The sequence below is a fragment of the Pseudoalteromonas porphyrae genome, from assembly GCF_001298125.1.
GTDB lineage: Bacteria > Pseudomonadota > Gammaproteobacteria > Enterobacterales > Alteromonadaceae > Pseudoalteromonas > Pseudoalteromonas neustonica.
This window is the reverse complement of sequence record NZ_LHPH01000022.1, coordinates 19407-36923: the sequence shown is the minus strand read 5'-3', so window position 1 is coordinate 36923 and position 17517 is coordinate 19407. Positions and strand designations below refer to the sequence as shown.

Sequence of the window (17517 nt, the reverse complement as noted above, 5' to 3'; positions counted from 1 at the left end):
GCAAACCGAGTATAGCTTATAAAATACCGCGCTGAAAAATAATAACAAACAGGTAGTAATATGAATAAACGCATTTTTAAACACGCTCGTAAATTTCACAAATGGCTCGGGTATTTACTAGCAATTCAAATTTTTGCCTGGTTGTTAGGTGGTTTAGTAATGAGCGCAATCCCTCTTGAAAAAGTGCACGGTAAGCATCTTGCAGCACGCTCAATTAATAACCCATTTAATCAAGCCGATTACCCTACCTCACTTGATAATATTGTCTTGCAAGTTCCACAGCCAACTCAAATAACTTATAGTCATTTTTTAACCACCCCAATAATTACAGTGAATAACAGCGAAGGTGAGCATAGCTTTAATGGCCTTACTGGGCGCCCGCTTTTAGCACCGAGTAAAACCCAAATTATTGCAAATGCCTACGCTCATTTATTAATAGAAGCAAAAGTTAATAATGCTGTAATACTAACAACAGGCCCTCGTGAGGTGGGTTATAAACAAAATATTTGGCAAGTAACTTTTGATGACTCCTTTAGCACAACGTTATATCTATCAGCAGATAATGGAAACGTTATTACTGTACGCAGTACTATTTGGCGTATTTTTGACTTTTTTTGGATGCTACATATTATGGATTACGACGAACGAGAAGACTTTAATAATCCATTACTGATCAGTTTTTCTGCCTGTAGCGTGTTATTTTGTATCACTGGATTTATTTTACTACTACAAAACTTCAGGTTGCCTCGACGTAAACGAACTCGCACATAAAATTCTCTTAATGGTGATGGCGATAACCACACGCCATCGCCGACTAAATTGCATATAAAAATATGCAATGTAAACTTTCTGATCTATAAAAATATACATTAGTTTAATTATTAAGTACTTAAGCTCGTCCGTTCAGCTGATTTACGCTATTGAATAATAACTCTAAAATACGCCCTCCTGTAGTTCACTTAAGTGATTGGATATGCCGTATTTTATTATTGCCTTATTGGCATCGTTGTTTAGTTTTAACCTTAATGCCGAGCAATTTACTCGCTTTTCTACAGCGAAAAGACATTTAATCAAAACATTACCTACCGACGCTAAAAGCATTTATTGTGGCTGCGACATAAAACGCCAAGGTAAAAAGCTCGTTCCCGATCCAACTCAGTGCGGTTATGTACCGCGTAATGCAATAACCCGCTCAGGAAAACCAAATGCACGCGCTGTACGCATTGAGTGGGAGCACATTGTACCTGCATGGGAATTTGGTCACCAACTACAATGCTGGCAAGATGGCGGGCGAAAAAATTGCGTTAAAACCAGTGCTCAATTTCGTAAGATGGAAGCCGATATACATAACCTCGCGCCAGCCATTGGTGAAATAAATGCAGATCGCTCTAATTATCGATTTGGAATGATAGCGGGGGATGCTAGCCAATATGGCCGTTGCCAAGTAAAGGTCGACTTTAAACAACGCGTAGTTGAACCACCTCTTTACTCGAGAAAACGTATCGCAGATGCTTATTTTTATATGCAAAAAACGTATGGATTAAAAATTTCGAGCAAACAACAAAAGCTATTTAGCGCATGGCAACATCAAGAATTAGCCCAAAAAATCAGCAACACCAAGTTATAGGTAAACGGTTGATTGGGCTAACTCGCAATAAGTCAAATATTGACGCGTAAACTCGCTTTATTAAATCCGCAATATTAAGCTTTATAAAGGGTACTTTTATATTTTCTAGCCAAGTCACCTCAAGATGCAAGCGTCTTGAGGTGACTTGGATATATAAAGCACCCGACCTAATTTCAGGCCAGTTAAAGATCTTGATGTGGGCCAAATACCTCATAATGAATGCGTGCAGCATCCACGCCTAGAGTAAGTAACTGCTGTTTAATTGCCGCCATGAAACCACTTGGCCCACAAATATAAAAGTCGCCTTCTGCCAGTGGTAATTGCTCAGCAACACGTGCAACATCCATTAAACCTGAAAAGTCAGACTCCTCGCCACCTTGGTTTAACCAAGTATGGTGTGTTAATCGAGCATGCGCTTCGCCCTGCTCACGAATAAATTGATCAAACGAGTGCTGTTGTTTATTTTCACAGGCATGTAAATACGTCACTGGCTGATTAGATTGCTCACTTAGTAATGTTTGCAGCATTGCTAACATAGGTGTTTGCCCAACGCCCGCAGAGATTAATACCGCAGGCTTATCTTCTGAACGTAGAAAGAAATCTCCCGCTGGCGGATAAAGATCAACAAAGCTGCCTTCTTCCAATGAATGTAAATAGTTAGACACAATCCCCGGTGCTGGAAGCAATTCTTTTTTCACGCTAATACGGTAACTTTTACCATTACTTTGCTGTGAAATAGAATATTGGCGGATCTCACTGTACTGTGCATTATCGGGTTGTACTTTAATCCCTAAATATTGCCCGGGTTTATGAGTGATCACTGCTTTTGAATCTAATGGTCTTAATATAAAGCTGGTCACTAACTGCGATTCAACCTGCTTATGTGCAATGATAAAACGACGCGTCCCAGACCAACCACCATGGTTATTTTTGCTATGGGCATACAAAGCCGCTTCTTCGGTAATACAGATATCTGCAAGTAATGCGTACGCTTCACGCCAAGCATATTCAACTTCTGGGGTAAACTGCTCTGGGATCAGCTCTTTTAATGTGCCAATTAAGTGACCGCCAACTATCGGGTAATGCTCCGGTAAAATATGCATACTGGCATGCTTATGATTAATACGCGCAAGCGACTCTTTCAAAACACCTAAATTATCAATATTTTGGGCATATGCAGCCAGCGCATTAAAAAGCGCAAATTGCTGACGACCACTGCGTTGATTAGCCATATTAAAAATATCTTGCAGTTCAGGGTTATGGCTAAACATACGCTTATAAAAATGATCAGTAACCACAGTACCGGCCTCAGCTAACAAAGGGACTGTGCTTTTAACTATTTCAATGGTTTTATCAGATAACATACTACTTCCTAAAGCTAAATTACTAACCATTACGCCCATCAACACGACGCCGCGTTAAAATAGGAATGCAATGGATCAAGAACAACAAAAAGGCCACTAACCACAAAACAGCACTTAGCTGCCACGTAATATGCGGCCCAATAACAAAGGGTAATAACGAACGAACAATCGCTGCAACAAGCACCAAAGCAAACGCCACGGCCATTGTGTGTGGAATAATTAAAGGCCGGCCTGTATGGCCATGAGATACGCGTGTCATCATCGCAAGAATCATCATGCCAATCGTACCGATGGTGATCATATGTAGTGCGTCTTTAAACAAAATAACAGGGCTATAGAAACTTAGTGCAACCAATGCTAAACCAAACCCAAGAGCTAGATACGAGAAGTGCAACGACCATAGCAGTGGCACTTTGAGCATTTTATTATTCCACCACAACAATGAGCGGCTTAAATGCAATACAGCAACAACGGCCAATACCCAACCGGGATTAACACTTGATATGAATAGTTGGCTGATAAAATAAAACGCGACAGCAAATAACGAGCTGTAAAGCAGCACTTTATCCAAACGTGGAATACGTACTTGTTCAGCTAAATCTAAGCCGCGAGCGGTAAAAAAGGGCAGTACTCGCCCTGCCACCACGCCTACCAATAAGGTCATGACCAAAACGGCGGTATCGACAGTAGCCAAAGCCAACAGCATTTTTTGCTCAATGGCGAGCCATAAATAAACACTATTGAGCACGCACAATGCACCTAGTATTGGCAAAAACTGGTAGTTATTTTTACTTTTGGCTTTTAGTAGCATATTTGCCAGCGCTGCAATTGCGCCTAGCCACCAGATTAATTGGAAAAATAATACCGCATATAAATTGGCGTTCTCGAGCCCCAATCCAGTAATAAAAAATGAACCTCGAGCAAGGAGCCAAATCACCGTGAGTAGCATTAATTTGTAACCACTTAAACTCGGCACACCGGTCCACGTTTGAGCCGCTGTTAATAAAAAACCAACAGCAACCGCACCGGCAAAGCCAAACATCATCTCGTGCGCATGCCAAAGTGTCGCGGGCATACTTAAGCCCCAGCTAACATGGCCCGTTAAAATAAGTAACCAATAACCGATCGAAAAAAAAGCCAGTAGACCACCGGCTAAAAAATAAGGCCTAAATGCCAACATCCATAATGGCCATTGGTTTACTTGATAAAACTTAATGCGTGCAGGCACTGGTTCCGTCAGATTTATTGGTTGCATTAGCGTACTTCCTTTCCTAATCCATTAAGCGCCACACAGCGCAGCACATAACTAATTTTCAAAACAGTCGCAGCAAGAATTGTTGATATATGCGCCACTATTTGTAACGTCATCGGCAAGTAATGAGCAAACGGATAACTCAATAAAACCGTCACCAGCATAAACACTGTACTTACACCTAAAGCAACATTTGCCCCCGTTAGTAAGCGAGTATAAAAATCACCAACAGTGGAAGCAGGATAATAATCATTCGATATTGGTATCAACATAAAAAACCCTCACTACGTTACATATAACAAGCTATTGCACAGAGCGAGCCAATATTAAATTCCTATTAAATACATAAACTTAAAATTAAACACATTGACAACCATGTCATTATGACTCATCCTTGAAAGTGCAAATAAACACATATGAGTCAAATTGACATGCTCAATAACAATACCTTGATTAGTAGCGCGCTTAAATTAGCCACGCTCAGCACCCAAAACCCACATTTTGAGTTACTGATCCAATGCATTAATGAGGTCGTGCCTAGCGATGCAATTGCACTGCTTACACGCCAAGGTGATGTATTAAAGCCAGTGGCTATTCAAGGTCTCATGCCTGACACGCTCGGCAGGCGCTTTATTATTGATGAACACCCGCGTTTACAAGCCATTTGTAGCGCCAGTCAACCACTTCAATTTGCCCATGATTGCCCACTCCCTGACCCATACGATGGTTTGTTGTATGCTAAAACGGGCGATATTCCTGTGCATGCTTGTTTAGGTGTGCCTTTGCTTGATAGTGAAGGTAAATTACTAGGCGTGATCACACTCGACAGCCTTGATGCGCACGCATTTGATACACTAAACCTTGATTACTTAGCTCAGCTTGGCACATTGTGCGCCGCGCATTTGCATACCGCGCTGCAACTACAGCAGTATCAGCACCACGCACAACATAGCAGCGCTTTAGTACAAGCGCTTAATCACGAAGCTATCACCCGCGATGGCATCGAGATCATCGGCGAAAGCCCAGCAATACAAAGCCTAAAAAACGATATTAAGCTCGTCGCAGGCTCTGAGTTTAGCGTGCTGATCCAAGGTAACACTGGCGTAGGTAAAGAGCTTGTTGCTCGCAACATACATTTGCATTCAAAACGTAGTGAACAGCCGCTAATACACTTAAATTGTGCTTCATTACCAGAGAACCTCGCCGAAAGTGAATTTTTTGGGCATGCTAAAGGCGCATTTACTGGCGCTCATAATGCGCGCCAAGGTAAGTTTCAACTGGCCGATGGCGGTACGTTATTTTTAGATGAAATTGGTGAGCTCCCGCTTGCCATGCAAAGCAAGCTATTGCGCGTATTGCAAAGCGGCGAGATCCAAACTGTTGGCGAAGATGAGATAAAATATGTAGATGTACGCGTTATTGCAGCCACTAACCGAGACTTAAAAGACGAAGTCGCCCAAGGACGCTTTAGAGCCGACTTATATCATCGTTTAAGTGTTTACCCCCTCAATGTTGCACCACTAAAACAACGCGAAAACGATGTTATTTTACTCGCGGGCTACTTTGTTGAAAAAACTGCTCGTAAGCTCGCCATCAAACAATTAAAACTCAGCGTTGAATCTCAATTGTTACTCACTCAATATGAGTGGCCAGGCAACGTCCGCGAACTTGAGCACGTGATCAGCCGTGCAGCCTTAAAAGCAAAACAAAGTCAGTGGCAACAAGCAATAATCACTATCGAACCTATCCATTGTGAGCTTAATCTTAATGCAACTCCCGCTCCACCGACGACACTCATAGTAGAGAGTAGCGATAAAATTAATAATCACAACCTCTCGCTCAAACAAGCAACAGATACATTTACGCATCACTTAATAAGCCAACAACTTGAACAACATAACTATAATTGGGCCAGTGTGGCACGAACACTAAAAGTTGATCGCGCTAACTTAGTACGGCTCGCTAAGCGCCTTGGTATTGAAGTAAAAAAATCCATTTAATTTACACATTACTTTTTAAAATAGGCTTTTAAAAGCTGGCTGAATGCCTGCACCTTCGCTGTTCTATGTACCAAATGATGCGTCACAAGCCATAGATCTGTTGGCCAACTAAGTTCATTAGGTAGAATTTGCACTAAATCTGGATACTGCGCCGCCACATTATGCTGCAAACCACCAATACCTAATCCTTTTACAATAGCACGGGTTGCCTCTGATGTTTCTGACACTCGTAGCTTAACTTGCCCAGCTGGAATATTCTCATCAACCCATGCAAAATAAGGCACTCTTGCGTTGTAACCGACTACACCTGACACAAAGTTATGTAACGGCAGTTGTTTCACCGTTTTAGGTATCCCATATTTATCAATATAACGTTGTGATGCATAAAGCCCCGATGATAAATGCGCTAAATGCTGCGCAATATAATCACCTTCATCAGGTCTTGGACCAGCGCGCACAGCAATATGAGCTTGGCCATGATCAAGTCGCAAGCGCTTTTGATCTAAAATCACTTCAAGTTGTACCTGCGGGTGCAAACTTTGAAACTGCTCGCAAACATCACTCAGTACATCTATAAAACCACTGACCGTAGTAAGCAGCAAACTGCCGCGTAATGTACTGTCGGCTGCAATTATATCGTTATGTAAACGCTCCAGTTCGCCATTAATAGATTGTGCTGTGGTAAATAATTTAGCGCCTATTTCCGTCACTTTATAACCACGGGCATGGCGATGAAACAGCCTTGCGTTTAAGTTTTTTTCTAAATTGTTTATACGTCTTAATACCGTACTATGGTGCACATTAAGTACTTCTGCTGCCGCGGTTAAAGTTCCTAATCGGGCTACTTCAAAGGCCACTTTTACATCTTGCCAATCATCAAATTGAATCGCCACTTTCAAACTCATCATTTAGTTGTGCGTATATGCACATAAGTTTTGCGTTTATTTGGCTTTTCTGCAAGTAAATATTTGTTAAAGTAGCTAACAGACAAACCCAATCACTACATTTAAGGCGACCACCATGACTGCACCAAAAATTATTGCCCTTGCAGGCAGCTTACGTAAAGACAGCTTTAACCAAAAATTAATTAATGAAGCAGCACGTTTTGCATTAGAAAGCGGTGCAGAGGTTGAAGTTATTAAACTTGCCGATTTAGATTTACCCATGTTTGATGAAGACATTGAAGCACAAGGCACACCCGTTGGCGCACAGTTATTAAAAGACAAGTTACGCGCAGCTGATGGTATTTTACTCGCTAGCCCAGAATACAATGGCTCAATTACTGCCGTACTTAAAAATGCGATTGATTGGGCGTCGCGAACAGAGCAAGGTGCGGTTCCTGCTTTTCGTAATAAAGTAACTGCTTTATATGCATCATCGCCGGGGGGGTTGGGTGGATTACGTGGCTTAAATCATGTGCGTGATATTTTATCAGGCATTGGTAGCTTGGTATTAGCTGACCAACTAGCAGTACCTGCTATACACACTGTGCTTGATGAAAGTGGACAAATCAGTGACCCCGTTACAGCCGATAAAGTGGCTAGCCTTGCACAACAACTTGTGAGCGTAGCGAGCAAACTTAATAAATAACTTCGTTTTCGAGGTTAAATAATTAGCGGTCTATCTACTTTTAAAATACTGGCCCGGCGTTGCCACCGCTGGCATACGCCAGCTGACCCCGCGCATGCTGATGCCTTTTCTCGTACTGCCAAGGTGGCATGAGGCTGACTTTGGAAAAATAGGCGAGCAGAAAACTTTAACTGTTGAGTACAGCGGTTTAATTTTAGTATTTATATTGGCCACGCACTGGTTGAATCACCGCTATTCGCAGCTGGCCTTTATGTGATTGCTCATCTACAACGTATAAACAGCCTAGCTTAATCTGAATTTTAAGATATAGATTATCACGAACTCAGGTTACTTACTGCTTTGTCGCTGCCAGTTTGGCGGCGATAAAGTCGGTATGATTTACATATAGTAAGTTTGCAACACGGCGTATAACGTATTCTTCTTGTGGATCTAATTGCCCATCAGCGTACGCTAAACGCCATAGTAACTCGATAATGTCAATTCGCTGCCCGGCACTACATTGACTATTTATTTGTTTAGAAAACTGAAAATAATCAATCGCTTCATCTAAGCTCTTACCAGCACTTTGCATGAGCTCACTAACTTCTGCATCATTCAAATTAAAATACTTTTTTAAAGTTGCACTTAAAGTTTGCAACTCATCATCTTGCTGCTCGCTATCTGCGCGCATTACCTCAATCAATAATGCCGCTACCGCAGTTTTAAGATCGTGCTCTTGTATCTGAGCGGGCTGATCGTTAAATGTCGAAAAAAGCTGCTTAATTTGCTTGAACATCACATTTTCCTATTATGGGTGTTAGACTTAAATCATAGGTGCAATACAATAATGGAGTAAAGCTTTATGAGAGGAAAAACAGTCACTGCTTTAGCAATAACAGCCACGCTTACACTTTTGCTGGGGAGCAATCCCGCAAACGCAAAAAAGAACAATACCGAAAAACTCTACGACTTTGATGAAAAAGTCCATTATCACCAGACTAAGTTAGACGACAATAACTACCAACTCACTATTCAGTCAGACGATTACCCGCATTTTAAAAACCAAAGCGTATTTTTACTGCGCCACGCAAACCGTTTATGCCGTGGTAACACCTTTATGCTAAAAGTGACTGGCGGCGTGCAAGAGTATGAACAAATGCCCACAAAGCCACACGCCTATCAGCCACCTTTAACGGTATTACTACAGTGTGAAACTGAGCCAAATAAAGATTAATCTTTAGTCTTTATAACCCCAAGGCGCAGTCGGTGGTGTGATTGGTTTGGTTAAATCAAAATCAACACGGAACTCGCGGCCTTGGCGAATTAAACGGTAAGTAAACTTTTCAGGGTAAATATACATCTGCCATGTATTACCAATCGACTGTGGAATGCCTTGATTTACAAACAGCTCTTTTGAGTATTGATCAGCTGGGAAAGACTGCACGCTCTCAAAACCCGCATCAACCGTATGACCACCATACATAGTTGATATATCATCAGTGCCATCTTTATGGCGGTGATCATGTTTTAAGCTCAAGCCACTACCTGTTTTTGTAATGATCCACGTACGTGACGCATCATCACCTACATGAAACGGAACTTGCAGCTCACGCTCGTCACAACGACGCACATGCATTACTAACTTCTTACCCGCAAACGAACTAGGGCCCGCGGCATTATCAACCGTTACCGTTCCTTCATACGCTTTGCCACAATGGGCAGCAATATTATCAAAAAAGCCATCATGACTTGGAATAGACACCAACGGCGCTGGGCGTGCAAAAGCTGCCGTAGAAGCCAGCAATAAAGTAGCCACAGTTAATAATTTCATAGCAAATTCCTAAAAGTATAAAAGAGCAGCTTAGCGTTTTTGTAAAAGCAAAGGAAGTAATCACGGTGAGTGGCCATTAAGATATAAGTTAGCCTATCAGCGATAGTTAAAAGAAGGCTTCAGCACTTGCGCTTGGATGTAAAAACTTATGTTTTATAAGAAATAAATTGAGAGTGATGAGATGGAAAACTACCCTTTGTTGGCGTTCATTTTAATTTGTGCGCTATTCATTATACAAAACCGAAAATATAACGCATTACTGACTTACTTAGAGCAGACATACCCAACTCAATGGGAACAATTAGCGAAAAATACACTAGGCGATACTTCGCGCTCCGCTATTGCTGCTAACTTAAATGAATCACTAAAAAGTGGTATGTTCTCAACCCTAGATGACCCAAAAATTAGCCAATTTAAAAAGCTTAAAACTATTAGTATGACTATTTGCTTTGCACTTGCAGTACTAGGTTTGACGATTGCTTATATGTATTAACCACAAAAAAACGCGGCCTGAGCCGCGTTTCATTATTTATAATTATGGATTCAAAGGCACTGCTGAATTAAATCGGATATAGCCCTTTAATTCTGGAGATTCACTGCTCTCACAACTCTGCTTAATATTTACAGCCAATTTTTGGATTTCATTTTTAGCATTTTCTTCTAACTCAAAAATCTCAAATTGCCCATAAAGCCTACCACACCCTCGATGCTCCCCAGAGAGATCTAAACCTGCCGACGATTCACCTTGAAAAGGGTAACGGGTAGCATTTAAATACTCTCCAACAGACAAGCTTGCATCACCAGGGGCTTTTAGATTTAAACTCCAACTGCTTTCATCACTTTCAAAAGTAAATTCTAAATGAGATTGATTATTTGAATCACGCGACACAGAGAAATTACCTTTTTCCTGCGTCTTTATGATCTTCTTCCCTAAGCTAACATAATCATCTTTTATGCCATCTATAAAAAGATACGTTCCTGAGTAAGGCAAATACTGTAAAGTTATTCTTTCCTTTGCAAGATCGCCTAAGTCATTAGTAAGTATCACTTCAACGGTGATATCTGATTTAATTCCTTCTGGTAAACTAAAACTTGTAGAAACTGCATTTTCGTCATCAAATTCAATGCCTACACCATTTAAATCAACCCATTGATAAGATAGAGCCTGCCCTTTATTTAAAATACTGTCCTCAATACTCAACGTAGGATATTGATTGTCTTGATAGAAATAATTGGAGCTTGTTAAATTAGGAATAATACTATCTGTTGTTTTTATATCTAAAAATATCCAATCATGCTCTTGCCCTGTGACACTTGTAATACCCGAAACCTGTAAATCATAGTCTGTATCAGCCTTTAATGGCTGTTCTGGGTAAATATTTATTAACGCGCCAGCAACCTCAACTCTACCAGGAATATTGATATAGTCGTACCCTGATTGAGTTTGGAAATGTACAGAAGCAGAAGTGTCAGCTGCTACAGCTCTTGAAAAAATTAGAGGTACGGGGCCATCCAACTGAACTGAATTATTATTAACACTTCCAGGATCAAGTACTCGATCAAAATTATCTGCACGAAATGCTCTGATATTGTTATACATATTAAACGTAGACATAGCTTCGGGAAGGAAGGTGGACCAATGAAGCTGGAGCTGTTCTTCACCATAGCTAATGTTTAACTTATCAGAATCTGAAACAAAATTACTGGCTAGTAGTATCGACTCTTTTTCTGAGCTAACTTTAATAGAGCCCTTATGTGGATATTCCATAAAATACCCATACCAAGCATCTTCTTGAGAAAAGCTGAATTCACCATTCAAATTTGTATCATCAACAGTACCATTTGTTTTTATGCTGTATGTTGCTGTATCAAAGTCAATTACCTTCTCAATCGTTAATTCTTTAATGTTGACATAATAAAAAGTTTCATCATAACTAAATGGCTTTAAAGCTTTTCCTTTAAGTTTTTCATTTACAGCTATAGCAATGGTTCGAGTGCTCGGCGAATATGCAAAGCGAGTTGAGTAACTTCCCTTAAACGTCATTAGCTCATTATATGAGTAAGTACTTTCCAAGGTTTTAATATCATCATTATTGACACTAAACTCAATGATGCCATTTTGTAAATCAGCGTCTAAAATCGTGACTACTCTGAGGCCACTTAATGCATTCCGATAATTATCCGAGCAATCCTGAAAAGATTGCTGCAATATATCCCCTCCTGTAATAGTGCTGGAATCATCATTATCCAGATATGAAAGTGTATATAAGCCCCCGTTTTCACACACTTTGTCGAGCTCTATATCTTCTCCATCAAGCTTCGCTAATAGCTGATTACTAAAAGTTTGCGCTTCTTCTAGTAACAAATTTTGTATTAACAAAACTGTTTTTGCTGCATCTTTTGGTTTCTTTTCAACATTAATACGGTGTTTTACCTCAATTGTATGTTCAATCTCAACTTCTTGCCCATTATGAGCAACGTACAATTTATACACCGCAGAGGTATCCTCTGTTACATCGAATGGCTCTATGTTCAATGTAGCCTCTTCACTGATGAGGCTTCTTCCAGAGTCATACCAATGCACCACAACATCAGTACCACTTTTATTTATATTGGCTTGTAAGGTAAACCCGTCATCCTCCGATACACTATCTGGACCATCTATTGAAACCGTTAATGGCTGCTCAACGGGAGTTTCTGCGCCACCTCCACTACCACCACACCCAGCAATCATTAAAGCAGCGACTAAAAGCGCCCAAAAATTTCTTTGCAACTTACAATTCACGTAATTCACCTGATTTTTATCATTAGTATATTGTGGATTGTACCCATAAAATAAAAAAATGTAATGCTGTAAATTAATTCCTTGACTCACAAAAAACGCGACTTTCGCCGCGTTCATTGTTTAATAACTTTTAAACCACTACTGCCAAGGGCGCTCGGCGTTAAGCTTAGCTTCAAAGGCGTCGATTTGTGGGTTTAGGGTTTCGGTCACGCCGATAAAATCTAAGCCACTTAATAAGCGTTCTTTTACGTCTTTGCGAATATCAAAGCTAATTGGTGCAAACTTGTTACTGGTAAGCGTTTGATTTTCAAGATCGATGTCGATATGAATATCGTCGTGCTTTTCACTCAGTACAAATAAGTCTTCCAATGTTTGCGCTGGCAATGCAATGGCGAGCATTTGGTTATTGCCGCAATTATTAAAGAATATATCGGCAAAGCTTTCCGCCAAAATCACTTCAAAACCATATTGCTTAAGTGCCCATGGCGCGTGTTCGCGTGATGAACCACAGCCAAAGTTATCGCGAGTTAGTAATATTTGTGCGCCTTGGTAACACGCACGATTTAAAATAAACTCAGGGTTTGGCTCGTCATTATCTAAATAACGCCAATCATAAAACAAGGCAGCATCAAAGCCATCACGACTGGTTGACGTTAAAAACTGCTTTGGAATGATTTGGTCAGTATCGACGTTGTTTTTATCAAGTGGGGCCATTAAGCCACTAAAAAAAATGCTCATTAGGCTTCTCCTCTAATATCAACAAAGCGACCATGAATGGCTGCCGCTGCGGCCATTGCAGGACTCACTAAGTGCGTACGCCCACCACGGCCTTGGCGACCTTCAAAGTTACGGTTAGACGTAGATGCACAGCGTTTTCCTGCACCTAAACGGTCATCGTTCATCGCTAAACACATTGAACAACCTGGCTCGCGCCACTCAAAACCCGCTGCTTTAAAAATATCAGCTAGGCCTTCATCTTCAGCTTGCTTTTTAACAAGGCCAGAGCCAGGTACAATTAACGCTTCAACACCGGCTGCAACTTGCTTACCTTCAACAATGTGTGCTGCGGCGCGTAAATCTTCAATGCGGCTATTGGTACATGAACCAATAAATACAGTGTCTACCGAGGCTGATGACAATTTATCACCTGCTTTTAAATCCATGTATTTAAGGGCACTGCGGATAGCATCGGCTTTAATTAAATCTGGTTCTTTATCTGGATCAGGAATGCACTCATCAACACCAATTACTTGCTCTGGGCTGGTGCCCCAGGTAATTTGCGGCTGAATAGTACTTGCCTCTAGCTCAACGTCTAAATCAAACTGTGCGCCTTCATCTGTTTTTAAGGTTTCCCAGTACGCAACGGCTGCATCAAACTCAGCTTCTTTTGGTGCAAATGGGCGACCTTTTAAGTAATCATATGTAATTTGGTCTGACGCGATTAAACCCGCTTTAGCACCCATTTCAATGCTCATATTACACAACGTCATACGCGCTTCCATTGACAGTGCTTCAATGCCTTCGCCACAAAACTCTGCTACATAACCCGTACCACCGGCTGTGCCTAATTTACCAATAACCGCCATGATCAAGTCTTTTGCCGTCACAGTTGGGCGCAACACGCCGTTAATTTGGATTTTCAGCGATTTGGCTTTTTTCTGTTGCAAGGTTTGCGTTGCTAAGACGTGCTCAACCTCAGAAGTACCAATGCCGTGAGCAAGAGCACCAAATGCACCGTGCGTTGAAGTATGGCTATCGCCACAGACTATGGTTGTGCCTGGTAAAGTGATCCCTTGCTCAGGCCCCATGACATGTACTATGCCTTGGTTAATTGAGTTTAAATCATAAAGCGTAATGCCAAATTCTTTACAGTTGGCATCGAGCGCCATTAATTGATTTTTTGATACTTCGCTTGCGGCATCTAATGAGCGACTTTTGGTCGATACATTATGATCCATCGTCGCGATGGTTTTTTCAGGGCAACGTACTTTACGGTTTTTTTCACGTAGGCCTGCAAATGCTTGCGGCGACGTGACTTCGTGCACTAAATGGCGGTCAATATAAAGTAAGTCGGTTTGCTCATTAATACTAGCAACAACATGTGCTTGCCAGATTTTATCGTATAACGTTTGGGCCACTTGCTCATTCCCTAATTCGGTTTAGCTCGCGACGTGACGGTTGCCACGAGCATAATTAATTTAAATTCGAGCCACAATCGCAGCGGCAACGTCTTGCGTTGTATAACCTGCGTTCGGGTAGATATCGGGTGTGCCTACACCGGCTTCTACAGCTTCGGCAACTGCTTTTTCAATACTGCGCGCAGCTTCATCTTGGCCTAGCGAGTAACGTAGCATTAAAGCGGCACTTAAAATTTGCGCTATTGGATTAGCAATCCCTTTACCTGCAATATCTGGTGCTGAGCCACCAGCCGGTTCATACATACCAAAACCAGACTGATTTAAACTTGCTGACGGTAATAAGCCCATAGAGCCGGTGATCATTGCGCATTCGTCTGACAAAATATCACCAAATAAATTGTCGCATAGCAATACGTCAAACTGACTTGGCTGCTTAACTAACTGCATAGCAGCATTATCAACGTAAATGTAATCAAGGTTCACTTCTGGATAGTCTTTACTGACTTCGGTGACAACTTCACGCCATAACACGCTTGATGCAAGTACGTTGGCTTTATCTACCGACGTGACATGATTGTTACGCAATTTTGCTGCTTCAAACGCAAAACGCGCAATTCGTTCAATTTCTTTGCGTGAATAGGTTTGCGTATCAAATGCGGCTTCATTTTCGCCTTCGCCACTGCGGCCTTTTTCGCCAAAATAAATACCCCCTGTGAGCTCACGCACACATAAAATATCAAAACCTTGCTCGCTAATATCGGCTCGTAGTGGTGACGCTGCACTCAACGCAGGTAATAACTGCGCGGGGCGTAAATTACAAAACAAGCCAAAATGTTTACGCAGTGGTAAAAGCGATGCGCGCTCTGGCTGCTCATCCGCCGGTAAATGCTCCCATTTAGGGCCACCGACTGAACCAAATAAAATAGCGTCTGCATTTTCGCAGGCAGCGAGCGTTGTCTCTGGTAATGCTTTACCAAATTCATCAATAGCAGCACCGCCAATAGCATGAGGATGACGAGTTAAGGTAAAGCCAAACTTACTGCTTACGGCATCAAGCACTTGCTCTGCTGCTGCCATCACTTCTGGGCCGATACCGTCGCCAGCTAATACTGCGATGCTATAATTCGTTTGACTCATCCTGCTTTCCTTTGTTGTTTTAAATCAGACACTTTTTGTGCACGATAAATTAAGTTATAAACGCGGATCATAGCGCGTACAGACGCTTCAACTACATCCGCTGCTATACCGGCGCCGTGGTAAGGGCGACCATCGTATTTTGCGATAATATTTACTTGCCCTAGTGAGCTTGCACCTTCGCCGGTTGCTTCTAAATTGTATTCAATCATTTCCACTGCCATGCCCGTTAAGCGCTCAATCGCTAAAAATGAGGCCTCAACAGGGCCATTACCCGTAGCTGCTTCTTGCTTAGATTCACCTGCGATTGTCATGCCAATAGTTGAGCTCGCCACTGACTGTGAGTTAGAGGTAGAGTTAACAAATTCCAATTGGTACTTTTCGTCTTTATCGCTGATTTGATTAAAGTAAATCATCGCTTCAAGATCATAGTCGTACACGGTGCCTTTTTGATCGGCAAGTGCCACAAAGCTGTCATATAGACTGTTCATGTCGTAATCGGTTTTTTGATAACCCAACTCTTCTAAGCGATGCTCTATAACGTGGCGACCTGAGCGTGAAGTCATATTTAATTGGTTGTTTGGTACACCTACGCTTTCTGGCGACATAATCTCATAGGTATTTTGCGCTTTTAATACACCGTCTTGGTGGATGCCAGAGCTATGCGCAAAAGCATTTTCGCCCACAATCGCTTTATTAGGCTGTACTGGCATATTACAAATTTTTGCCACCTGACGTGATGCGCGGTAAATTTCTTCACTGCGAATATCTGTATGCACTTTTAGGTGATCTTTACGCATCTGCATAATCATCGCCACTTCTTCAAGCGAGCAGTTACCCGCACGTTCACCAATGCCATTAATCGTACATTCGATTTGGCGCGCACCGGCTTGCACTGCGGCAATTGAGTTAGCAACCGCTAAACCTAGGTCATTATGACAGTGCACACTTAAACGGGCTTTATCAATATTAGGCACGTTATTTAACAAGTGGCGGATCATGGCAGCATATTCATCTGGCGTTACATACCCTACGGTATCAGGCAAGTTGATGGTTGATGCACCAGCATTAATTGCTTGCTCTACAATGCGGCATAAATCCCAATGCGGTGTACGGCCTGCGTCTTCACAGGAAAATTCCACATCATCCGTATAATTACGGGCAAGCTTGATTGATTTAACCGCCATAGCCGTCGCATCATCTAAACTCATGCGTAATTTGTGCTCTAAATGCAAAGGGCTGGTAGCAATAAAAGTATGAATGCGACTTTGTTGTGCTGTGCGAAGTGCTTCGCCACAGGCTTCAATGTCTTTGGCAACAGAGCGGGCTAAACCACAAATAATCGGGCCTTTTACTTCTGTTGCAATGCGTTGCACTGAACGAAAGTCCGCAGGGCTTGAAACCGGAAAACCCACTTCCATTACATCTACATTTAAGCGGCTAATGGTGTGCGCCAGTTGAATTTTGTCTTCTTCAGTAAGACTTGCCTTAAGCGCCTGCTCACCATCGCGTAAGGTGGTGTCGAAAATCCATACTTTATCTTGATCTTGCATAATCTGCCCTCAGTGTTCAACGACCCACGTTGCGAGATAAAAAAACCCCGCTTGATGCGGGGTTTTTTTAATGTATTATTCAATGCAAATACACTAATCCCCGCTCACATACGTTAGCAGTAAGAGGTTTAGTTTTAGTGTAATTAAGTGTGTATTTTGCATCTACTTTTACTAAATGTGTGTTTAATTAGCTGTATTTTTAACACTCCACAGAGGTGCATGCAAGCATAATTTTTTCTTTAAAAGGAATTAAAAACGACATTA

Annotated in this window: 17 protein-coding genes; 6 read left to right on the top strand and 11 right to left on the bottom strand. The window is 41.7% G+C overall.

The genetic code is table 11. The features are described 5' to 3' along the window. Window positions 1-60: 60 nt before the first annotated feature. Entirely contained in the window at window positions 61-771 is a 711-nt protein-coding gene (locus ADS77_RS16500; RefSeq protein ID WP_054455399.1) for a hypothetical protein, read from the top strand. A gap of 202 nt (window positions 772-973) precedes the next feature. Continuing rightward, the gene (locus ADS77_RS16495) at window positions 974-1627 is read left to right on the top strand and encodes an endonuclease (protein ID WP_054206086.1); all 654 of its coding nucleotides are present in this window, start codon (window positions 974-976) and stop codon (window positions 1625-1627) included. Between the two features lie 182 nt (window positions 1628-1809). Here ADS77_RS16495 and hmpA read toward each other — a convergent pair whose 3' ends face one another. The 3 genes from hmpA to ADS77_RS16480 are packed head-to-tail and all read right to left on the bottom strand — an operon-like array spanning window position 1810 to window position 4515. Further along, a complete protein-coding gene (hmpA, locus tag ADS77_RS16490; RefSeq protein WP_054455398.1) occupies window positions 1810-2991 on the bottom strand; it encodes an NO-inducible flavohemoprotein in 1182 nt (393 codons plus the stop codon). Between the two features lie 22 nt (window positions 2992-3013). Next, on the bottom strand, window positions 3014-4246 hold the full coding sequence (locus ADS77_RS16485) for an NnrS family protein (RefSeq protein WP_054455395.1): 1233 nt from the start codon (window positions 4244-4246) through the stop codon (window positions 3014-3016). Further along, window positions 4246-4515 carry a hypothetical protein gene (locus tag ADS77_RS16480; RefSeq protein ID WP_054455393.1) on the bottom strand — a complete coding sequence of 90 codons (270 nt, stop codon included), beginning with the start codon at window positions 4513-4515 and terminating at the stop codon, window positions 4246-4248. Before ADS77_RS16480 ends, ADS77_RS16485 begins: the two co-directional genes overlap by 1 nt. 144 nt (window positions 4516-4659) lie before the next feature. On the opposite strand from ADS77_RS16480, the gene norR reads away from it, so the two are divergent. Next, a complete protein-coding gene (gene norR, locus ADS77_RS16475) occupies window positions 4660-6243 on the top strand; it encodes a nitric oxide reductase transcriptional regulator NorR (protein WP_235575803.1) in 1584 nt (527 codons plus the stop codon). An 8-nt stretch (window positions 6244-6251) separates the two neighbouring features. On the opposite strand, the gene ADS77_RS16470 is transcribed toward norR, so the two are convergent. Then, a complete protein-coding gene (locus ADS77_RS16470; protein WP_054206136.1) occupies window positions 6252-7136 on the bottom strand; it encodes a LysR family transcriptional regulator in 885 nt (294 codons plus the stop codon). 127 nt (window positions 7137-7263) lie between these two features. Here ADS77_RS16470 and ADS77_RS16465 point away from each other — a divergent pair, with 127 nt between their 5' ends. After that, window positions 7264-7833 carry an NADPH-dependent FMN reductase gene (locus tag ADS77_RS16465; protein WP_054455391.1) on the top strand — a complete coding sequence of 190 codons (570 nt, stop codon included), beginning with the start codon at window positions 7264-7266 and terminating at the stop codon, window positions 7831-7833. A 331-nt stretch (window positions 7834-8164) separates the two neighbouring features. Here ADS77_RS16465 and ADS77_RS16460 read toward each other — a convergent pair whose 3' ends face one another. Further along, entirely contained in the window at window positions 8165-8608 is a 444-nt protein-coding gene (locus tag ADS77_RS16460) for a TerB family tellurite resistance protein (protein WP_054206081.1), read from the bottom strand. A gap of 66 nt (window positions 8609-8674) precedes the next feature. On the opposite strand from ADS77_RS16460, the gene ADS77_RS16455 reads away from it, so the two are divergent. Beyond that, window positions 8675-9046 (top strand): hypothetical protein, encoded by a 372-nt coding sequence (locus ADS77_RS16455; RefSeq protein WP_054206080.1) that lies wholly within the window; start codon window positions 8675-8677, stop codon window positions 9044-9046. Between the two features lie 3 nt (window positions 9047-9049). On the opposite strand, the gene ADS77_RS16450 is transcribed toward ADS77_RS16455, so the two are convergent. After that, a complete protein-coding gene (locus ADS77_RS16450; RefSeq protein WP_054206079.1) occupies window positions 9050-9643 on the bottom strand; it encodes a hypothetical protein in 594 nt (197 codons plus the stop codon). A 181-nt stretch (window positions 9644-9824) separates the two neighbouring features. Between ADS77_RS16450 and ADS77_RS16445 the strand changes: the two genes are divergently transcribed. Beyond that, the gene (locus ADS77_RS16445) at window positions 9825-10136 is read left to right on the top strand and encodes a hypothetical protein (protein WP_054206078.1); all 312 of its coding nucleotides are present in this window, start codon (window positions 9825-9827) and stop codon (window positions 10134-10136) included. Window positions 10137-10178: 42 nt separating this feature from the next. On the opposite strand, the gene ADS77_RS16440 is transcribed toward ADS77_RS16445, so the two are convergent. Genes ADS77_RS16440 through leuA form a run of 5 tightly spaced genes read right to left on the bottom strand, consistent with a single transcriptional unit; the run spans window position 10179 to window position 17253 of the window. Continuing rightward, a complete protein-coding gene (locus tag ADS77_RS16440) occupies window positions 10179-12518 on the bottom strand; it encodes an Ig-like domain-containing protein (RefSeq protein WP_152960636.1) in 2340 nt (779 codons plus the stop codon). A 48-nt stretch (window positions 12519-12566) separates the two neighbouring features. Continuing rightward, a complete protein-coding gene (gene leuD, locus ADS77_RS16435) occupies window positions 12567-13166 on the bottom strand; it encodes a 3-isopropylmalate dehydratase small subunit (RefSeq protein WP_054455389.1) in 600 nt (199 codons plus the stop codon). Next, window positions 13166-14566, bottom strand: coding sequence for a 3-isopropylmalate dehydratase large subunit (leuC, locus tag ADS77_RS16430; protein ID WP_054206075.1), 1401 nt, complete (start codon window positions 14564-14566; stop codon window positions 13166-13168). Before leuC ends, leuD begins: the two co-directional genes overlap by 1 nt. A gap of 60 nt (window positions 14567-14626) precedes the next feature. Next, entirely contained in the window at window positions 14627-15703 is a 1077-nt protein-coding gene (gene leuB, locus ADS77_RS16425) for a 3-isopropylmalate dehydrogenase (protein WP_054206074.1), read from the bottom strand. Further along, window positions 15700-17253, bottom strand: coding sequence for a 2-isopropylmalate synthase (gene leuA, locus ADS77_RS16420; RefSeq protein WP_054206073.1), 1554 nt, complete (start codon window positions 17251-17253; stop codon window positions 15700-15702). Before leuA ends, leuB begins: the two co-directional genes overlap by 4 nt. Window positions 17254-17517 lie beyond the last annotated feature (264 nt).

Coding starts and splice junctions, on each gene's coding strand:
- ADS77_RS16500 (WP_054455399.1), top strand. CDS start 61: ATGAATAAACGCATTTTTAAACACGCTCGTAAATTTCACAAATGGCTC.
- ADS77_RS16495 (WP_054206086.1), top strand. CDS start 974: ATGCCGTATTTTATTATTGCCTTATTGGCATCGTTGTTTAGTTTTAAC.
- hmpA (WP_054455398.1), bottom strand. CDS start 2,991: ATGTTATCTGATAAAACCATTGAAATAGTTAAAAGCACAGTCCCTTTG.
- ADS77_RS16485 (WP_054455395.1), bottom strand. CDS start 4,246: ATGCAACCAATAAATCTGACGGAACCAGTGCCTGCACGCATTAAGTTT.
- ADS77_RS16480 (WP_054455393.1), bottom strand. CDS start 4,515: ATGTTGATACCAATATCGAATGATTATTATCCTGCTTCCACTGTTGGT.
- norR (WP_235575803.1), top strand. CDS start 4,660: ATGAGTCAAATTGACATGCTCAATAACAATACCTTGATTAGTAGCGCG.
- ADS77_RS16465 (WP_054455391.1), top strand. CDS start 7,264: ATGACTGCACCAAAAATTATTGCCCTTGCAGGCAGCTTACGTAAAGAC.
- ADS77_RS16460 (WP_054206081.1), bottom strand. CDS start 8,608: ATGTTCAAGCAAATTAAGCAGCTTTTTTCGACATTTAACGATCAGCCC.
- ADS77_RS16455 (WP_054206080.1), top strand. CDS start 8,675: ATGAGAGGAAAAACAGTCACTGCTTTAGCAATAACAGCCACGCTTACA.
- ADS77_RS16450 (WP_054206079.1), bottom strand. CDS start 9,643: ATGAAATTATTAACTGTGGCTACTTTATTGCTGGCTTCTACGGCAGCT.
- ADS77_RS16445 (WP_054206078.1), top strand. CDS start 9,825: ATGGAAAACTACCCTTTGTTGGCGTTCATTTTAATTTGTGCGCTATTC.
- leuD (WP_054455389.1), bottom strand. CDS start 13,166: ATGAGCATTTTTTTTAGTGGCTTAATGGCCCCACTTGATAAAAACAAC.
- leuB (WP_054206074.1), bottom strand. CDS start 15,703: ATGAGTCAAACGAATTATAGCATCGCAGTATTAGCTGGCGACGGTATC.
- leuA (WP_054206073.1), bottom strand. CDS start 17,253: ATGCAAGATCAAGATAAAGTATGGATTTTCGACACCACCTTACGCGAT.